The organism is Streptomyces sp. TLI_55 (assembly GCF_900206255.1).
Classification (GTDB): Bacteria; Actinomycetota; Actinomycetes; order Streptomycetales; family Streptomycetaceae; genus Streptomyces; species Streptomyces aquilus.
On record NZ_OAOJ01000001.1, the window covers coordinates 3,347,893 to 3,364,071 of the forward strand.

The 16,179-nt window shown below is 72.3% G+C and carries 15 protein-coding genes; 9 read left to right on the forward strand and 6 right to left on the reverse strand.

Annotated elements, in window-relative coordinates; all coding sequences use genetic code 11:
- The first annotated feature begins 41 nt into the window (after positions 1-41).
- The 5 genes from CRP56_RS15450 (at position 42) to rbsD (ending at position 5,896) form a co-directional block, all read left to right on the forward strand.
- Entirely contained in the window at positions 42-1,079 is a 1,038-nt protein-coding gene (locus CRP56_RS15450) for a LacI family DNA-binding transcriptional regulator (RefSeq protein ID WP_097264357.1), read from the forward strand.
- Positions 1,076-2,599: a sugar ABC transporter ATP-binding protein gene (locus CRP56_RS15455; protein WP_097264359.1), complete on the forward strand. Its 1,524-nt coding sequence runs from the start codon at positions 1,076-1,078 to the stop codon at positions 2,597-2,599. The genes CRP56_RS15450 and CRP56_RS15455 overlap by 4 nt, the downstream gene beginning before the upstream one ends.
- A complete protein-coding gene (locus CRP56_RS15460; RefSeq protein ID WP_097264361.1) occupies positions 2,589-4,526 on the forward strand; it encodes an ABC transporter permease/substrate-binding protein in 1,938 nt (645 codons plus the stop codon). Before CRP56_RS15455 ends, CRP56_RS15460 begins: the two co-directional genes overlap by 11 nt.
- An 81-nt stretch (positions 4,527-4,607) precedes the next feature.
- Positions 4,608-5,510 carry a ribokinase gene (locus tag CRP56_RS15465; RefSeq protein WP_097264363.1) on the forward strand — a complete coding sequence of 301 codons (903 nt, stop codon included), beginning with the start codon at positions 4,608-4,610 and terminating at the stop codon, positions 5,508-5,510.
- Positions 5,507-5,896, forward strand: coding sequence for a D-ribose pyranase (gene rbsD, locus CRP56_RS15470; protein ID WP_097264366.1), 390 nt, complete (start codon positions 5,507-5,509; stop codon positions 5,894-5,896). Before CRP56_RS15465 ends, rbsD begins: the two co-directional genes overlap by 4 nt.
- Before the next feature lie 236 nt (positions 5,897-6,132).
- Here the strand turns inward: rbsD and CRP56_RS15475 are convergent, their stop codons facing one another.
- Genes CRP56_RS15475 through CRP56_RS15485 form a run of 3 tightly spaced genes read right to left on the reverse strand, consistent with a single transcriptional unit; the run spans position 6,133 to position 9,265 of the window.
- On the reverse strand, positions 6,133-6,930 hold the full coding sequence (locus CRP56_RS15475) for a sugar phosphate isomerase/epimerase family protein (protein ID WP_097274083.1): 798 nt from the start codon (positions 6,928-6,930) through the stop codon (positions 6,133-6,135).
- Between the two features lie 32 nt (positions 6,931-6,962).
- Complete coding sequence (locus CRP56_RS15480) at positions 6,963-8,117, reverse strand: dihydrodipicolinate synthase family protein (RefSeq protein ID WP_097264368.1); 1,155 nt, start codon at positions 8,115-8,117, stop codon at positions 6,963-6,965.
- Positions 8,114-9,265, reverse strand: a complete 1,152-nt coding sequence (locus tag CRP56_RS15485; protein ID WP_097274085.1) for a Gfo/Idh/MocA family protein — start codon at positions 9,263-9,265, stop codon at positions 8,114-8,116. The genes CRP56_RS15480 and CRP56_RS15485 overlap by 4 nt, the downstream gene beginning before the upstream one ends.
- A gap of 416 nt (positions 9,266-9,681) precedes the next feature.
- Between CRP56_RS15485 and CRP56_RS15490 the strand changes: the two genes are divergently transcribed.
- On the forward strand, positions 9,682-10,728 hold the full coding sequence (locus CRP56_RS15490) for a LacI family DNA-binding transcriptional regulator (protein ID WP_097264370.1): 1,047 nt from the start codon (positions 9,682-9,684) through the stop codon (positions 10,726-10,728).
- Positions 10,729-10,933: 205 nt separating this feature from the next.
- On the opposite strand, the gene CRP56_RS15495 is transcribed toward CRP56_RS15490, so the two are convergent.
- The 3 genes from CRP56_RS15495 to CRP56_RS15505 all read right to left on the reverse strand — a co-directional run bounded on the left by CRP56_RS15495 (position 10,934) and on the right by CRP56_RS15505 (position 13,346).
- The gene (locus CRP56_RS15495) at positions 10,934-11,566 is read right to left on the reverse strand and encodes a hypothetical protein (protein ID WP_097264372.1); all 633 of its coding nucleotides are present in this window, start codon (positions 11,564-11,566) and stop codon (positions 10,934-10,936) included.
- Between the two features lie 16 nt (positions 11,567-11,582).
- On the reverse strand, positions 11,583-12,575 hold the full coding sequence (locus CRP56_RS15500) for a hypothetical protein (protein WP_097264374.1): 993 nt from the start codon (positions 12,573-12,575) through the stop codon (positions 11,583-11,585).
- A 96-nt stretch (positions 12,576-12,671) separates the two neighbouring features.
- Positions 12,672-13,346, reverse strand: coding sequence for a class I SAM-dependent methyltransferase (locus tag CRP56_RS15505; RefSeq protein ID WP_097264377.1), 675 nt, complete (start codon positions 13,344-13,346; stop codon positions 12,672-12,674).
- Positions 13,347-13,436: 90 nt separating this feature from the next.
- Here CRP56_RS15505 and CRP56_RS15510 point away from each other — a divergent pair, with 90 nt between their 5' ends.
- From CRP56_RS15510 to CRP56_RS15520, 3 genes are all read left to right on the forward strand, one after another.
- A complete protein-coding gene (locus tag CRP56_RS15510) occupies positions 13,437-14,228 on the forward strand; it encodes a DUF4253 domain-containing protein (protein ID WP_097264379.1) in 792 nt (263 codons plus the stop codon).
- 126 nt (positions 14,229-14,354) lie between these two features.
- Entirely contained in the window at positions 14,355-15,284 is a 930-nt protein-coding gene (locus CRP56_RS15515; protein WP_097264382.1) for a bifunctional helix-turn-helix transcriptional regulator/GNAT family N-acetyltransferase, read from the forward strand.
- 18 nt (positions 15,285-15,302) lie between these two features.
- A complete protein-coding gene (locus CRP56_RS15520; protein ID WP_097264384.1) occupies positions 15,303-16,103 on the forward strand; it encodes a sugar phosphate isomerase/epimerase family protein in 801 nt (266 codons plus the stop codon).
- Positions 16,104-16,179 lie beyond the last annotated feature (76 nt).

A 16,179-nucleotide genomic window follows, 5' to 3' on the forward strand; every position in this document is an offset into this window, starting at 1 on the left:
CACGGCTGCACACGATCGATCCACAAGGAGGTGGAACGGCGATGGCGAGCATCAAGGACGTGGCCGCCGAGGCAGGAGTGTCCGTCGCCACGGTGTCGCGCGTACTGAACGACCATCCGTCGGTCAGCGCCGACGCACGGACCCGCGTGCTGGCCGCCGTGGCGGCCCTGGGCTACCGCCCGAACGCCGTCGCCCGTTCGCTGCGCACCGACCAGACCCGCACCCTCGGCCTGGTCATCAGCGACGTGCTCAACCCGTACTTCACCGAACTGGCCCGCTCCGTCGAGGAGGAGGCCCGCGCGCTCGGCTACAGCGTCATCATCGGCAACGCCGACGAGCGGCCCGACCTCCAGGACCACCACGTACGGACCCTGCTGGACCGCCGTATCGACGGCCTCCTGGTCTCCCCCACCGACGGCGGCTCCCCGCTGATGCTGGACGCCGCGCGCGCGGGGACGCCGATGGTCTTCGTGGACCGGTGGATCCCGGGCACGGACGTGCCGGTGGTGCGGTCCGACGGCCGGGGTGCGGTGCGTGACCTCGTCGCGCATCTGCACTCCCTCGGCCACCGGCGGCTCGCGATCATCGCGGGCCCCGCGGCGACCACCACCGGCCGCGAGCGCGTGGAGGCCTTCAGGGAGGCCCTGGCCGAGTACGGGCTCGAACTCCCCGACGCCTACATCGGGCAGGGCGACTTCCAGGCCGAGAGCGGGCGGCGGGTCACCGAGGGCTTCCTCGACCTGCCCGAGCCGCCCGAGGTCGTGTTCGCGGCGGACAACCTGATGGCTCTGGGCGCACTGGACGCCATCCGCGCGCGGGGGCTGCGGGTGCCGCGGGACATCGCGCTCGCCGCGTTCGACGACATCCCGTGGTTCGTGCACACCGATCCGCCGATCACCGCGGTCGCCCAGCCGACGGGCGAGCTGGGCCGGGCCGCCGTGCGGGCCCTGGTCGACCGCATCGAGGGACGGCCCCCGCAGTCCGTCACCCTCCCCGCCCGTCTCGTCGTACGCCGCTCGTGCGGCGAGCAGCCGGCTTTCCCCGAGCCGGCCCCCGTACAGAACAGGAGCCAGTCGTGAGCAACGCGGACGAGTTGCTGCGCATCGAGGGCATTCGGAAGACCTTCCCGGGCGTGGTCGCGCTGGACGGCGTCGACTTCGACCTGCGCCGCGGCGAGGTGCACGTCCTCCTCGGTGAGAACGGCGCGGGCAAGAGCACCCTCATCAAGATGCTCTCCGGCGCCTACACGCCCGACGAGGGCCGCATCCTGGCCGGCGGCGAGGAGGTGCGCATCCATGGCGCCCAGGACTCCGAGCGCCTCGGGATCGCCACGATCTACCAGGAGTTCAACCTCGTCCCCGATCTGACGGTCGCCGAGAACATCTTCCTGGGCCGCCAGCCGCGCCGCCTCGGCATGATCGACCGGAAGCGGATGGAGGCCGACGCCGAGGTCCTGCTCGCGCGCGTGGGTGTGCACGTCTCGCCCCGCGCGCGGGTGCGTGAACTCGGCATCGCCCGCCTCCAGATGGTCGAGATCGCCAAGGCGCTCAGCCTGGACGCACGCGTGCTGATCATGGACGAGCCGACCGCCGTGCTCACCTCCGAGGAGGTCGAGAAGCTCTTCGCGATCGTGCGCACGCTGCGCGAGGACGGCGTCGGGATCGTCTTCATCACGCATCACCTGGAGGAGATCGCGGCCCTGGGCGACCGGGTCACGGTCATCCGGGACGGCAAGTCCGTCGGGCAGGTCCCCGCGTCCACTCCCGAGGACGAGCTGGTACGGCTCATGGTCGGGCGGTCCATCGAGCAGCAGTACCCGCGCGAACAGCCCGAGAAGGGCGCCGCGTTGCTGACCGTCGAGGGGCTCACCCGGGACGGTGTCTTCCACGACGTGTCCTTCGAGGTGCACGCCGGTGAGGTCGTCGGCATCGCGGGGCTGGTCGGCGCCGGGCGTACGGAGGTCGTGCGCGCGGTGTTCGGCGCCGACCCGTACGACCAGGGTGCGGTGAAGGTCGCCGGAGCCGCGCTGCGGCGGCACGACGTCAACGCGGCCATGGCGGCGGGCATCGGGCTGATCCCCGAGGACCGCAAGGGCCAGGGCCTGGTGCTGGACGCGTCCGTCGAGGAAAACCTCGGTCTGGTGACGCTGCGTTCGGCCACGCGCGCGGGGCTCGTCGACCTCAGGGGGCAGCGGGAGGCCGCCGCCCGGATCGCCGGGCAGCTGGGCGTGCGGATGGCCGGACTCGGCCAGCACGTACGGACGTTGTCCGGCGGCAACCAGCAGAAGGTCGTCATCGGCAAGTGGCTGCTCGCCGACACCAAGGTGCTGATCCTCGACGAGCCGACGCGCGGCATCGACGTCGGCGCGAAGGTCGAGATCTACCAGCTGATCAACGAGCTGACCGCCCAGGGCGCCGCCGTGCTCATGATCTCCAGCGATCTGCCCGAGGTCCTCGGCATGAGCGACCGGGTCCTGGTCATGGCCCAGGGCCGGATCGCCGGTGAACTCCCGGCCGCGGAAGCCACCCAGGACGCCGTGATGGCGCTCGCCGTCAGCAACCCCACCACGCTTGAGAAGGAGGCCCCCCGTGGCCACTGACACGCTCAAGAGCACGACGGGCGCCTCAGGGCTGCGCCGGCTGCTCCTCGACAACGGCGCGCTGACCGCGCTGATCGTCCTCGTCATCGCGATGTCGGCGCTGTCCGGCGACTTCCTGACCACCGACAACCTCCTGAACGTCGGCGTCCAGGCGGCCGTGACCGCCATCCTCGCCTTCGGTGTGACCTTCGTGATCGTCTCGGCGGGCATCGACCTGTCGGTCGGCTCCGTCGCCGCCCTGTCGGCCACCGTCCTCGCCTGGAGCGCCACGTCGCAGGGCATGCCGGTCGTCCTGGCCGTGCTGCTCGCGATCGCGACCGGCATAGCGTGCGGTCTGGTCAACGGCTTCCTGATCTCGTACGGCAAACTGCCGCCGTTCATCGCGACGCTCGCCATGCTGTCGGTGGCGCGCGGTCTGTCGCTGGTGATCTCACAGGGCTCGCCCATCGCGTTCCCGTCCTCCGTCTCGCACCTCGGTGACACGCTCGGCGGCTGGCTGCCGGTGCCCGTGCTGGTGATGGTCGGCATGGGTCTGATCACGGCGTTCGTGCTCGGGCGGACGTACATCGGGCGTTCGATGTACGCGATCGGCGGCAACGAGGAGGCGGCCCGTCTCTCCGGTCTGCGGGTGAAGAAGCAGAAGCTCGCGATCTACGCGTTCTCGGGGCTGTTCGCCGCCGCGGCCGGCGTCGTGCTGGCCGCCCGGCTCTCCTCCGCGCAGCCGCAGGCCGCGCAGGGCTACGAGCTCGACGCGATCGCGGCGGTCGTCATCGGCGGCGCGTCGCTGGCCGGCGGTACGGGCAAGGCGTCCGGGACGCTGATCGGTGCGTTGATCCTCGCGGTGCTCCGCAACGGCCTCAACCTGCTGTCCGTGTCGGCGTTCTGGCAGCAGGTCGTCATCGGTGTCGTCATCGCGCTGGCGGTGCTGCTCGACACGGTCCGCCGCAAGGCGGGGGCGACCCCGGTCGCGGCCGGGACGGGCGGCAACAAGGGCAAGCAGGCGGCGACCTATGTACTCGCGGCCGTGGTCGCGGCGGCCATCGTCGGCGCCACGTCCCTCCTCCACGGCGGCACCTCGGAGGCGAAGAGCCAGAAGATCGGCCTGTCGCTGTCGACCCTCAACAACCCGTTCTTCGTGCAGATCCGCGCCGGTGCGCAGGCCGAGGCGAAGAAGCTGGGCGTGGACCTGACGGTCACCGACGCGCAGAACGACGCCTCGCAGCAGGCCAACCAGCTGCAGAACTTCACCAGCGAGGGCCTCGGCACGATCATCGTCAACGCCGTCGACTCCGACGCGGTGACCCCGGCGGCGAAGGGCGTCAACAAGGCGGGCATCCCGCTGGTCGCCGTCGACCGGGCCGTCAACAACGCGGACACCGCCGCCCTCGTCGCCTCCGACAACGTGGCGGGCGGCAAGCTCGCCGCCAAGGACCTCGCCGAGAAGCTGGGCGGCAAGGGGAAGATCGTCGTCCTCCAGGGCCAGGCCGGCACCTCCGCCAGCCGGGAGCGCGGCGCCGGCTTCACCGAGGGGCTCAAGGCCTACCCGGGCATCGAGGTGGTCGCCAAGCAGCCCGCCGACTGGGACCGCACCAAGGGCCTGGACGTCATGACCAACCTGCTTCAGGCCAACCCGGACATCGACGGTGTCTTCGCCGAGAACGACGAGATGGCGCTCGGCGCGATCAAGGCGCTCGGCTCCAAGGCCGGGAAGTCCGTCCAGGTCATCGGCTTCGACGGAACCGAGGACGGCCTGAACGCCGTCAAGGCCGGCACGCTGTACGCGTCGGTGGCACAGCAGCCGGCGGAACTGGGCAGGATCGCCGTGCGGAACGCGGTGAAGGTGGCCGAGGGCGGCAAGGTGGAGAAGTCGGTGATGGTGCCGGTGAAGGTGGTCACGAAGGAGAACGTGGCCGACTTCGCGGGCTGAGACGAGCGGGTGGGCGGTTCCCTGTGCCTTGGGCCTTGTGGGGGCCGCCCGCTCGAAGTCACTTACTAGGGGAGCAACTTCATGTACGACTACGACCTCCTGGTCGTAGGGTCGGCCAACGCCGACCTGGTGATCGGTGTCGAGCGCCGGCCGGCGGCCGGGGAGACCGTGCTCGGCTCCGACCTGGCCGTCCACCCGGGCGGCAAGGGCGCGAACCAGGCCGTCGCGGCCGCCCGGCTGGGCGCGAGCACGGCCCTGCTGGCCCGGGTCGGCGACGACGGGCACGGCCGGCTGCTGCTGGACTCGCTGCGCTCGGCCGGCGTCGACACGGTGGGCGTGCTGGTCGGCGGCGCGCCGACGGGGGTCGCGCTGATCACGGTGGACCCGTCGGGCGACAACAGCATCGTGGTGTCGCCGGGTGCCAACGGCCGTCTCACGCCGGAGGACGTACGGGCCGCGGGCAGTCTGTTCCACGTCTCCCGGGTGGTGTCGGCGCAGTTGGAGATCCCGCTGGAGACGGTCGTGGCGGTGGCGTCGAGCCTGGCGCCGGACAGCCGTTTCGTGCTGAACCCCTCCCCGCCGCGCCCGCTGCCCGCCGTACTGCTGGCGGCCTGCGACCCGCTGATCGTCAACGAGCACGAGGCGAAGGTCATCCTGGGCGACGCGGCGATCGGGGACGACCCGGAGGACTGGGCGCGCATCCTGCTGGCGAAGGGCCCGAGGTCGGTGGTCGTGACCCTGGGCGCGGAGGGCGCGCTGGTGGCGTCCAAGGACGGGGTTTCGCGGGTGGCGTCGGTCAAGGTCGACGCGGTGGACACGACCGGCGCGGGCGACGCGTTCACGGCGGCGCTGGCCTACCGGCTGGGCACGGGGGCGTCCCTGGAGGAGGCGGCGGCGTACGCGGCCCGGGTCGGGGCGGCGGCCGTGACGAAGGAGGGGGCGCAGGTGTCCTTCCCGACGGCGGAGGAGGTCGACGCGCTGTGAAGAAGGCGGGCATCCTCAACCGTCATCTGTCCGGCGCCCTGGCCGAGTTGGGGCACGGCGACGGGGTCCTGATCTGCGACGCCGGCATGCCGATACCCGACGGGCCCCGGGTGGTGGACCTCGCGTTCCGGGCGGGGGTGCCGTCCTTCGCGGAGGTGCTGGACGGGCTGCTGGCGGAGCTGGTGGTGGAGGGGGCCACGGCGGCGACGGAGGTGCGCGAGGCGAACCCGGCGGCCGCGGAGCTGCTGGCCGACTCCCTCACCGGGTTGGAGTTCGTCTCCCATGAACGGCTCAAGGAGCTGTCGGCGGGGGCGCGGCTGGTCGTACGGACGGGCGAGGCGCGGCCGTACGCGAATGTGCTGCTGCGCTGCGGAGTGTTCTTCTGAACCCGTTGATCTCGCGCTGAATGCTTCGAGGGGGCCCGGTCCGTCGACCAGGCCCCCTCGGCTTTTCCCCCTCCAGATCAGAACCCCGCGATCCCCCCAGATCCCCTCCCCAGAAGTCCTGATGCCAAGTACGACTCGGCAGGTGGGGGGAGGGTTGTACGGTTTCTCGAGAAATTTTTACCGAACCGCTCTAGCGGCGCTCAGGCACCGGGTGCGGGTCGTCGAGGCCCGTCCTTCTACGCCGTGTGCGCCACGAACCGTGCCGCCGTCTCCGCCAGCACCTCACGGCCGTCCCGGGCCCACAGCGCGTCGTTGAACAGTTCCACCTCGATCGCGCCGGTGTAGCCGGCCGCCTCGACATGGCCCTGCCACTCGCGCATGTCGATCGCGCCGTCGCCGATCTGGCCGCGGCCGTTGAGGACGCCCTCGGGCAACGGGGTGGTCCAGTCGGCGAGTTGGAAGGTGTGGATGCGGCCCGTGGCGCCCGCGCGGGCGATCTGGGCGGGGGCGTTGTCGTCCCACCAGATGTGGTACGTGTCGACCGTGACGCCGACCTGGTGGGCCGGGAAGCGTTCGGCGAGGTCCAGGGCCTGGGCGAGGGTGGAGACCACGCAGCGGTCCGAGGCGTACATCGGGTGCAGGGGCTCGATGGCCAGGCGTACGCCGTGCTGCTCGGCGTACGGGCCCAGTTCGGCGAGGGCGTCGGCGATGCGCTCCCGGGCGCCGTGCAGGTCCTTCGAGCCCGCGGGCAGGCCGCCGGAGACCAGGACCAGGGTGTCGGTGCCCAGCGTCGCCGCCTCGTCGATCGCGCGGCGGTTGTCCGCCAGGGCCGCGGTGCGCTCCGCCGGGTCGATGGCCGTGAAGAAGCCGCCCCGGCAGAGGGTGGTGACGGTCAGGCCCGCGTCGCGGATCAGTTTGGCGGTCGCCTCGACGCCGTACGACTGGACCGGCTCTCGCCACAGGCCGACGTTGAGCACGCCCAACTCGCCGCAGGCGTCGACCAGTTCCGGCATGGACAGCTGCTTGACCGTCATCTGGTTGATGGAGAAGCGGGAGAGGTCGCCGGTCACTGGTTCACCCCGTACAGGCTCAGCAGGGTCTTCATGCGCTCCTCCGCCAGCTTCGGGTCCGGGAACAGGCCCAGGCCGTCCGCCAGTTCGTAGGCGCGGGTGAAGTGCGGGAGGGAGCGGGCCGACTGGAGGCCGCCGACCATCGTGAAGTGACTCTGGTGGCCCGCCAGCCACGCGAGGAACACCACGCCCGTCTTGTAGAAGCGGGTGGGGGTCTGGAAGAGGTGGCGGGACAGCTCGACCGTGGGGTCCAGCAACGCCCTGAAGCCCTGCGCGTCACCCGTGTCCAGGACCCGTACCGCCTCCGCCGCCAGCGGGCCCAGCGGGTCGAAGATGCCGAGCAGGGCGTGGCTGAAGCCCTTCTCGTCGCCCGCGATCAGCTCGGGGTAGTTGAAGTCGTCGCCGGTGTAGCAGCGGACGCCCTGCGGGAGGCGGCGGCGGATGTCGATCTCGCGTCCGGCCTCCAGGAGGGAGACCTTGATGCCGTCGACCTTGTCGGGGTGCGCGGCGATGACCTCCAGGAAGGTGCCGGTCGCCGCGTCCAGGTCGGACGAGCCCCAGTAGCCCTCCAGCGCCGGGTCGAACATCGGGCCCAGCCAGTGCAGGATCACCGGCTCGGACGCCTGGCGGAGCAGATGGCCGTAGATCTCCAGGTAGTCCTCGGGGCCGGAGGCCGCCGCGGCGAGGGCGCGGGAGGCCATCAGGATGGCCTGCGCGCCGGACTCCTCCACGAGGGCGAGCTGCTCCTCGTAGGCCGCCCGGACCTCGGCCAGGGTCGCCGGGCCGGTGAGCTGGTCGGTGCCGACGCCGCAGGCGATCAGGCCGCCGACGGACTTCGCCTCGGCGGCGCTGCGGCGGATCAGCTCCGCCGCGCCCGCCCAGTCCAGGCCCATGCCGCGCTGGGCGGTGTCCATCGCCTCCGCCACACCGAGGCCGTGGGACCACAGGTGGCGGCGGAAGGCGAGGGTGGCGTCCCAGTCGACGGCGGCCGGGGAGTCGGGCGACACATCCGCGAACGGGTCTGCCACCACGTGCGCCGCCGAGAAGACCGTACGGGAGGTGAAAGGCGTGCCGGTCTTCACCGGGAGCGGCTCGGTGCGGGGCTCGTATGCCCTCAAGCCGCCCTTGAAGTCGGGGAGTTGGATCGTCACAGCGAAATCTCCGGTACGTCGAGACGGCGGCCCTCCGCCGAGGACCTCAGGCCCAGCTCGGCGAGCTGGACGCCGCGGGCGCCGGCGAGGAGGTCCCAGTGGTAGGGGGCGTCGGCGTAGACGTGCTTGAGGAACAGCTCCCACTGGGCCTTGAAGCCGTTGTCGAACTCGGCGTTGTCCGGGACCTCCTGCCACTGGTCGCGGAAGGAGTAGGTGGCGGGCAGGTCGGGGTTCCAGACCGGCTTCGGCGTCGCGCTGCGGTGCTGGACACGGCAGTTGCGCAGACCGGCGACCGCCGAGCCCTCCGTGCCGTCCACCTGGAACTCGACCAGCTCGTCGCGGTTGACGCGCACGTCCCAGCTGGAGTTGATCTGGGCGACGACACCGCCCTCGATCTCGAAGATGCCGTACGCGGAGTCGTCGGCGGTGGCGGCGTAGGGCTTGCCGTCCTCGTCCCAGCGGGTCGGGACGTGCGTGGTGGCCAGCGCGTTCACCGAGGTCACGCGGCCGAACAGCTCGTGCAGGACGTACTCCCAGTGCGGGAACATGTCGACGACGATGCCGCCGCCGTCCTCCGCGCGGTAGTTCCACGACGGGCGCTGGGCCTCCTGCCAGTCACCCTCGAAGACCCAGTAACCGAACTCGCCGCGCACGGACAGGATCCGGCCGAAGAAGCCGCCGTCGATGAGCCGCTTGAGCTTGAGGAGGCCCGGCAGGAACAGCTTGTCCTGCACGACACCGGACTTGACGCCCGCCTCGCGCGCCAGCCGGGCCAGCTCGACGGCGCCGTCGAGGCCGACCGCGGTGGGCTTCTCGGTGTAGACGTGCTTGCCCGCGGCGATGGCCTTCTTGAGGACCTCCTCGCGGCCCGAGGTCATCGCGGCGTCGAAGAAGATGTCGACGGTCGGGTCGGCGAGGACCTCGTCCACGTCGGTCGCCCAGTGCTCCAGACCGTGCTTCTCCGCGAGCGCCTTCAGCGCGTGCTCGCGGCGGCCGACCAGGATCGGCTCCGGCCACAGCACGGTGCCGTCGCCGAGGTCGAGGCCGCCCTGCTCGCGGAGGGCCAGGATGGAGCGGACCAGGTGCTGGCGGTAGCCCATGCGTCCGGTCACGCCGTTCATGGCGATCCGCACCGTCTTGCGTGTCACGTCGGTCCCTTCGTAGGCGTCGTACGCAGCGTTCACTGCGCATTCCGTACGCGGTTGTGCGCGCCGCGTACGCCTCGACTGGTGAGCGATACAGCAAGCGCTTTCTATCTACGAAGAAGCTAGCCTCTGACCAGCGGTCTGGACAAGACCGTGACGGGGTTGAGTTGTTCGAGGGGGCGAACAACGGGGGTCGGGGGCCTTAAGGTCTGGGAGGTTGTGTGGCCCTGGGGGCTCCGTGGCCCGGGTGGCTGCGTGCCCTGGGGCCGTGCGGCCTGCGGGGCCGTGCGGCCTGCGGGGCCGTGCGGCCTGCGGGGCCGTGCGGCCTGCGGGGCCGTGCGGCCCGTACGAAACCAATGCCTTGCGCCTGTGCGTGTACAACGAGGTACGACTGAGATGCGCGACCGGAGGACGACGAGATGACGGTGACCCTGGCGGACGTGGCGGCGCGCGCACAGGTCTCGCCCGCGACGGTGTCGCGCGTGCTGAACGGGAATTATCCCGTGGCCGCTTCCACCCGCGAGCGGGTGCTGCGCGCCGTGGACGAGCTGGACTACGTGCTGAACGGACCGGCGAGCGCGCTGGCCGCGGCCACGTCCGACCTGGTGGGGATTCTCGTCAACGACATCGCCGACCCCTTCTTCGGGATCATGGCGAGCGCGATCCAGTCGGAGATCGGCGGCCCGGGCGGGCGCGCGGGTGGTGAGCGCCTCGCCGTGACCTGCAACACGGGCGGCTCCCCGGAGCGTGAGCTGACCTATCTGACGCTGCTCCAGCGGCAGCGGGCGGCGGCCGTCGTGCTGACCGGTGGCGCCGTCGAGGACGCGCCGCACGCGGCGGCCGTGGCGGCGAAGCTGCGGAAGCTGGGCGAGGCGGGGACGCGGGTGGTGCTGTGCGGGCGACCCGCGGTGCCGGACACGTCGGCGATCGCGCTGACCTTCGACAACCGTGGGGGCGGGCGGGAGCTCACCGAGCATCTGATCGGGCTCGGTCACCGGCGGCTCGGGTACATCGCGGGCCCGGAGGAGCGGACGACCACCCGGCACCGGCTGGAGGGGCACCGGGCCGCGCTCGCCGACGCGGGGATCGAGGAGGACCCGCGGTGGACCGTGCACGGGCCGTACGACCGGCGGGCCGGGTACGAGGCGACGCTGGAGCTGCTGCGGCGCGACCCGTCGCTCACGGCGGTGGTCGCGGCGAACGACTCCGTCGCGCTGGGGGCGTGCGCGGCGCTGCGGGACTCGGGGCTGCGGATTCCGGACGACGTGTCGGTCGCCGGGTTCGATGACCTGCCGTTCAGCATCGACGCGGTGCCGGCGCTGACGACGGTGCGGTTGCCGCTGGCGGAGGCGGGGGCTCGGGCGGGGCGGATCGCGATGGGGCGGGAGGAGCCGCCGCCCGGGGGGATTGCGGTGATTCGGGGGGAGTTGATGGTGCGGGGGTCCACTGGGGGGCCGCGGGGTTGATGGCGTCGTAGGCGGCAGGGTGACCGACGTCAAGGTGCCGTGACTCCGGGGGCTGCCGCCCCCAGCCCCCCGCTTCGGCCCTGAACGGGCCTCGTCCTCAAACGCCGGACGGGCTGGAGGATGTGACCGGCGTCGTGGAAGTGGCCTGCGTCTCCTATGGGTTCGCGGTGGCCGAGTTTGGTGGGGAACTGTCGGACGACGTACGTCAGGCCGCCAGGAGCTGCTCCGGGTGGCGCGTCGTCTGCCAGACGCCGAGGCCCGGCGTCAGAGGGACGTGCCGCGGGTGGCGGAAGCCCAGGGAGCGCAGTTGGTCGGTGTGGCGGGCCGCGAGGGTGAGGGCCACCGCCGTGGCGGTCTCCGCGTCCACCTCGGCGAGGCCGGGGGCGAGGAGATCGGCGACCAGGGCCGGCTCCCAGGCCTCCGTGTCGTCCTGGGCGCAGACCGTGACGACCGTCCAGTGCGGTTCGGCGGGGCCGGCCTTCTTCAGGGCCGCCGGGAGAAGCGGGCTCTCGGGCGGGCGCACGTCGAGTTCGCGGGCGAACAGGGTGCCCAGGCGGGCGTGCGGGGGCTCGGCGCCGGCGTCCGGCGGCATCCAGACGGCGGCCGCGAGGAGTTCACCGTCGGCGCGCTCGGCCACCCACACCTGGCCCTCCTCCAGCGCGTGGTGAGCCAGCAGCAGGCGCATGGCCCGCTGCGCCTGGTCCCAGTCGCCGGCCAGGCACTCCCCCGAGCGGAGCGCGGGCGACGGCGGGGTGATCAGGCGTACCACCGCCGGTACGTCGACCAGGCCGGCCGGGCGGATGACGGCGGTACGGGGGCGCAGCTGCAGGATCGTCATGTGCGTGGTCTGCCTTTCACAACGACCGGGCGGGGCCGGTCAGTTCCACGGTTGCGGGGGTGAGGGACGGGCGGGGGGCCACCACCAGGACCGGTACCGTCCGGTTCGGGGTGGGGCGGGTTCGGGGCGTCCGGGGGGTGCGCGGGGCACTCGACGTGCTCGAAGTACGCGAAGTACTCGACGTGCTCGACGTGCTCGACGTGCTCGACGTCTCCTGTGCGCGGCTCAGCAGCGTCACCCCGTACACCGCCGCCGCTGCCCCTGCCAGCGCGAGCAGCGTGCCCGTGCCGCCGTACTGGAAGCCCTCCCCCAGCAGCGCGATGCCGATCGCGGACGCGGTGACCGGGTTGACCAGGGTGAGGAGGGCGAGGGGGCCGCCGAGGCCGCTGCGGTACGCCTGCTGGGAGAGCAGCAGGCCGCCAACTGCGAAGCCCACCGTCAGGACCGCCACCAGAGCCGTGCCCCAGGAGACCGTCGGGCCCATCGCCAGCTTCTGCGACAGCGTGGAGCCGACGCCGGAGGCGATGCCGGACGCCGCGGCGAACGCGAGGCCGCCCGTGCCGGCGCTGACGAGTACCGCCACCGCGCCGGCCGCGAAGAGCGCGACGGCCATGACCTCGGCGGTGCCCAGCGTCTCGTGCGGCGCCCCGCCCGTCGCCGTGACCAGGAGCAGCGTGCTGAGGCCTACGAGGGTGTAGGCGACGCCCCGCCACTGGGAGCCGGAGGTGCGGCGGCCCGTGGCCAGCGAGCCCAGCGGCACCGCGAGCACCAGGCTCAGCGCGCCGAGCGGCTGGACCAGGGTCAGCGGGCCGTAGCGCAGGGCGACCACATGGAGCAGCGCGCCGCCCGCGTTGAGGGCCACCGACCCCCACCAGGCGCCGCGGGCCAGTGCGCCGCGCATGCCCGACGTGGCCGCCGCGGTCCGCTCCTGGACGACGGCGGCCGTGGCATAGCAGACCGCCGAGATGAGGGAGAGGGCCACAGCCAGCAGCACCGGGGACGCCGTCATGGGGCCCACCTCCAAATCGCTCGAGCAGCTCATCAATACGAAACTGTTTCGTACCGATAGGCTACGGAGCCCCTTAGCGAAACGCAAGCGTTTCTTTCAGTGAGTGGCCTTCACCGCCGCGAAACCGAACAGCTCCGGCAGCCCCTCCCGCCCCCTCTCCACCGTCCACTCCAGTCGCAGACCGGCCGCCGGCACGGCGTTCAGCAGGTCCGCCAGCGGGATGTGCCAGGCCCCGACCCGGGCCCGTACGCCCGCCGGATTCCAGCCCCCGAGCGTCCGGGAGCGGTCGGCGTACCCGTCCCCCAGAACCACCCGCCCCGGCTCACCCCGGTCCGCGAACGCGCCGACGAAGCAGGGGTGGACACCCAGGTGCACGAACCGTCCGCCGGGCGCCAGGACACGGGCGATCTCGCCGATCACAGCGGCGTAGTCCGGGACGTCCGTGCTGGCCAGCACACACACCGCGGCCGGTACGGAGGCGTCGGCCAGCGGGAGTGCCGCCGCGTCGGCGACCGCCACCGGCAGCCGGGCGGCGGCGTGACGGAGTTGGCCGCGCGAGAGGTCGACGCCGATCGGGGTCCAGCCGAGGTCCGCCGGCACGCCGGCGTGGGCGCCGGTGCCGCAGCAGACGTCCAGACAGACGCCCGCGCCGGGGCCCAGGAGGTCGCCGAGTGTGCCGTGCACCTGACGGATGTAGTCACCGCCCGCCTCGGGCGACATGTAGGTGTTGTACCAGTCCGCGTGGTCGTCGTACGCCGCTGTCGTCGTCATACCTACGACGCTGGGCACACCCCGTCCCGCACAAACCCCGGTTCGCTCACGGCACGCGGCGTTGTCAGTGGCCGCCCTTATCGTCACGCCATGGTCTTCTCCCTGCCCGCCGGGCTGCCCCCGGGGCGGTTCGAGCGACGTGACCCGGCCGAGATCTGGGTCTGCGACGAACTGCCGGACGACGTCGACGTGTTGTTCGGTGAACTGCTGCGGCAGGCCGCCGTCACCGGCCTGTATCCGCACCTCTGCCGGCCCCACCCGCGCGACCGGCCGGAGGACCCGGCCGCCGCCGACGCGATACGCCTGGACGACGTCCTCGCGGCCGACTTCGCGGCGTACCGGCAGAAGCGGCTGCCCTTCTGGTCCGCCCCCGAGGTGATCTCGTACGACATCCCCGAGGACGTCGAGCCCTGGCCGCACGATCCCGGGCCGCCCTTCGAGACCTGGCCCGGGCTCGCTCCCGCCGGTCCGTCGGCGGGGGACGGCGGCAGCGGGACGACGCCTGAGGAGGCCGCGCAGCGGGCCGTCGCCGAACTCCTCTCCAGCGAGCCCTTCACGCCGGCGTTCGCCCTCGTTCCCGCCCGCCGTGCCGCCGACGTGGTCGCCGTCATCGGCTGGGACGGCGGCCCGCCCATCCCCCTCCTCACCGCCCTCCTGCGCAGCTGGGAGGACCGCTTCGGGGCGCGTGTCGTGGGTGCCTACGGCGGTGACGTCCATGTCTCCGTCGCCCGGCCGCCCCTCGACCGGGCGAGCGCGGACCGGCTCGCCCTGGAACACCTGCTGTCCACCGCCGACAACATCGTGGACGACCCGCCGACCCCCTTCCCCGAGTACGCGAGCGCGCTGATCGGGCGGACGGAATGGCGGTTCTGGTGGGACTGAGCCGGCGCGGACGGGATCTGGACGGCCGGGCGGGGTGGTCGTACGGTTATCTCTGACTGAGTCAACTATCCGAGAGTCAACCCGTCCGAGCCGCCCTGTCCACGCCGCCACCGGGGGTCGCCCGCCATGACCGTCCAGGACATTCGTGCCTTCAACCGCTTCTACACCAACGTCATCGGCGCCCTCGACTACAGCCGTCAGCTCTACGCCCCGTTCACCCTCACCGAGTCCCGCGTCCTGTACGAGCTCGCGCACTCCCCGCGCACCGACGCGGCCGACCTGCGGACCGAACTCTCGCTGGACGCGGGCTATTTGAGCCGGATCCTCAACAAGTTCGAGGAGAACGGGCTGATCGAGCGGACGGCCTCGCGGCAGGATCCGCGGCGACGGCGCGTCACGCTCACCGTCCGGGGCCGGGAGACCGCCGCGCTGCTCGCCGAGCGGGCGGACGAATCGGTGGGCGCGCTGCTGGCCACCGTGCCCGCCGCCGAGCGGCCGCGGCTCGCGGAAGCCATGCGGACCGTCCGCGCCCTCCTCTCCGAGGGGCGGCCGCCCCGCCGTGAGGACGTGCTGCTGCGCGAGCCCGGGCCCGGTGACCTGGGCTGGATCGTGCAGCGCAACGCCGCGCTCTACACGGCGGAGTACGGCTGGAACGCCGACTACGAGGGGCTGGTGGCGCGGATCGTCGCCGACTTCGCGGAGGATCACGATCCGCAGGAGCGGGTGTGGATCGCCGAGCTCGACGGACGGCCGGTGGGGTGCGTGATGTGCGTACGCGACGAGGCACCCGCCACGGCCCGGCTGCGGCTGCTGCTGGTCGAGCCGGACGCCCGCGGCCTCGGCATCGGGGACCGGCTGGTCACGGCCGTCATCGACTTCGCCCGCGAGGTCGGCTACCGGGACCTGGTGCTGTGGACCAACGACATCCTCAGCTCCGCCCGCCACATCTACCAGCGCCACGGCTTCGTGCTGCTCGCCGAGAAGCCGCACCGGTCCTTCGGCAAGGATCTGGTCGGCCAGGACTGGCGGCTGGACCTGCACGGCACCCGGGAGTGACGCGTAAAGTCCAAAACCATGAAACTCGCGTTCTCCACTCTCGGTGTCCCCGGTCTCCCCGTCCCCGAGGTGCTGCGGCTGGCCACCGCGCACGGGTATCACGGCGTCGAGCTGCGCGCGCATCCCGAGGAGCCGGTGCATCCGGGGATCGGGGCGGAGCAACGGGCCGACGTCGTCGGCGAGTTCAAGGCCGCCGGGGTGGAGATCCTGAGCGTGGCCGGGTACGTGCGGGTGGCCGCGCCCGGCGACGACGCGCCCGTGATCGAGGAGATCCGCGCGCTTCTCGACCTCGCCCGCGACCTGGGCGCCCCCTACATCCGCGTCTTCCCCGGCGCGGCCCACGGCCAGTCCCCCGCGGACGCCGACGCCACCGCCGCCCGGCGGCTCGGCACGGCCGCGGAGTACGCCGCCGACCTCGGCGTACGGATTCTGCTGGAGACCCACGACTCGCACCGCACCGGCGCCGACGCGATCCGCGTCCTGGGCCTGGTCGGCCACCGCAACGTCGGTGCGCTGTGGGACGTCATGCACACCTGGCTCGGCGGCGAGCAGCCGAGCGAGACCTACGCGGCGCTCTCCCCGTACCTCGGATACGTCCAGGTCAAGGACATCGCCTCGGCCGAGGACACCACCCCACTGCGGCTCGGCGCCGGCGTCCTGCCGATCGCCGAGTCCGTCGAGATCCTCTCCCGGCACGGCTGGGACGGCTGGCTGTGCTGGGAGTACGAGAAGCGCTGGTACGAGGGGGCCGCGCCGCTTCCGGGCCTGCTCGGACGGGGGCGCGAGCATCTGGCGCGCCTCCTGAACGACAGCGCCTGAGCAGAACGGCAGCCTCTGAGTAATTCGATGGCCCGGGCGCGGGCGGTCGGATACCGTCCCGGGGTGCATCAGCCCC

Bases quoted from the DNA above. Each gene is read 5' to 3' on its own strand.
- CRP56_RS15450 (WP_097264357.1), top strand. From the start codon at position 42: ATGGCGAGCATCAAGGACGTGGCCGCCGAGGCAGGAGTGTCCGTCGCC.
- CRP56_RS15465 (WP_097264363.1), top strand. From the start codon at position 4,608: ATGTACGACTACGACCTCCTGGTCGTAGGGTCGGCCAACGCCGACCTG.
- CRP56_RS15475 (WP_097274083.1), bottom strand. From the start codon at position 6,930: ATGACGGTCAAGCAGCTGTCCATGCCGGAACTGGTCGACGCCTGCGGC.
- CRP56_RS15490 (WP_097264370.1), top strand. From the start codon at position 9,682: ATGACGGTGACCCTGGCGGACGTGGCGGCGCGCGCACAGGTCTCGCCC.
- CRP56_RS15495 (WP_097264372.1), bottom strand. From the start codon at position 11,566: ATGACGATCCTGCAGCTGCGCCCCCGTACCGCCGTCATCCGCCCGGCC.
- CRP56_RS15500 (WP_097264374.1), bottom strand. From the start codon at position 12,575: ATGACGGCGTCCCCGGTGCTGCTGGCTGTGGCCCTCTCCCTCATCTCG.
- CRP56_RS15505 (WP_097264377.1), bottom strand. From the start codon at position 13,346: ATGACGACGACAGCGGCGTACGACGACCACGCGGACTGGTACAACACC.
- CRP56_RS15510 (WP_097264379.1), top strand. From the start codon at position 13,437: ATGGTCTTCTCCCTGCCCGCCGGGCTGCCCCCGGGGCGGTTCGAGCGA.
- CRP56_RS15515 (WP_097264382.1), top strand. From the start codon at position 14,355: ATGACCGTCCAGGACATTCGTGCCTTCAACCGCTTCTACACCAACGTC.
- CRP56_RS15520 (WP_097264384.1), top strand. From the start codon at position 15,303: ATGAAACTCGCGTTCTCCACTCTCGGTGTCCCCGGTCTCCCCGTCCCC.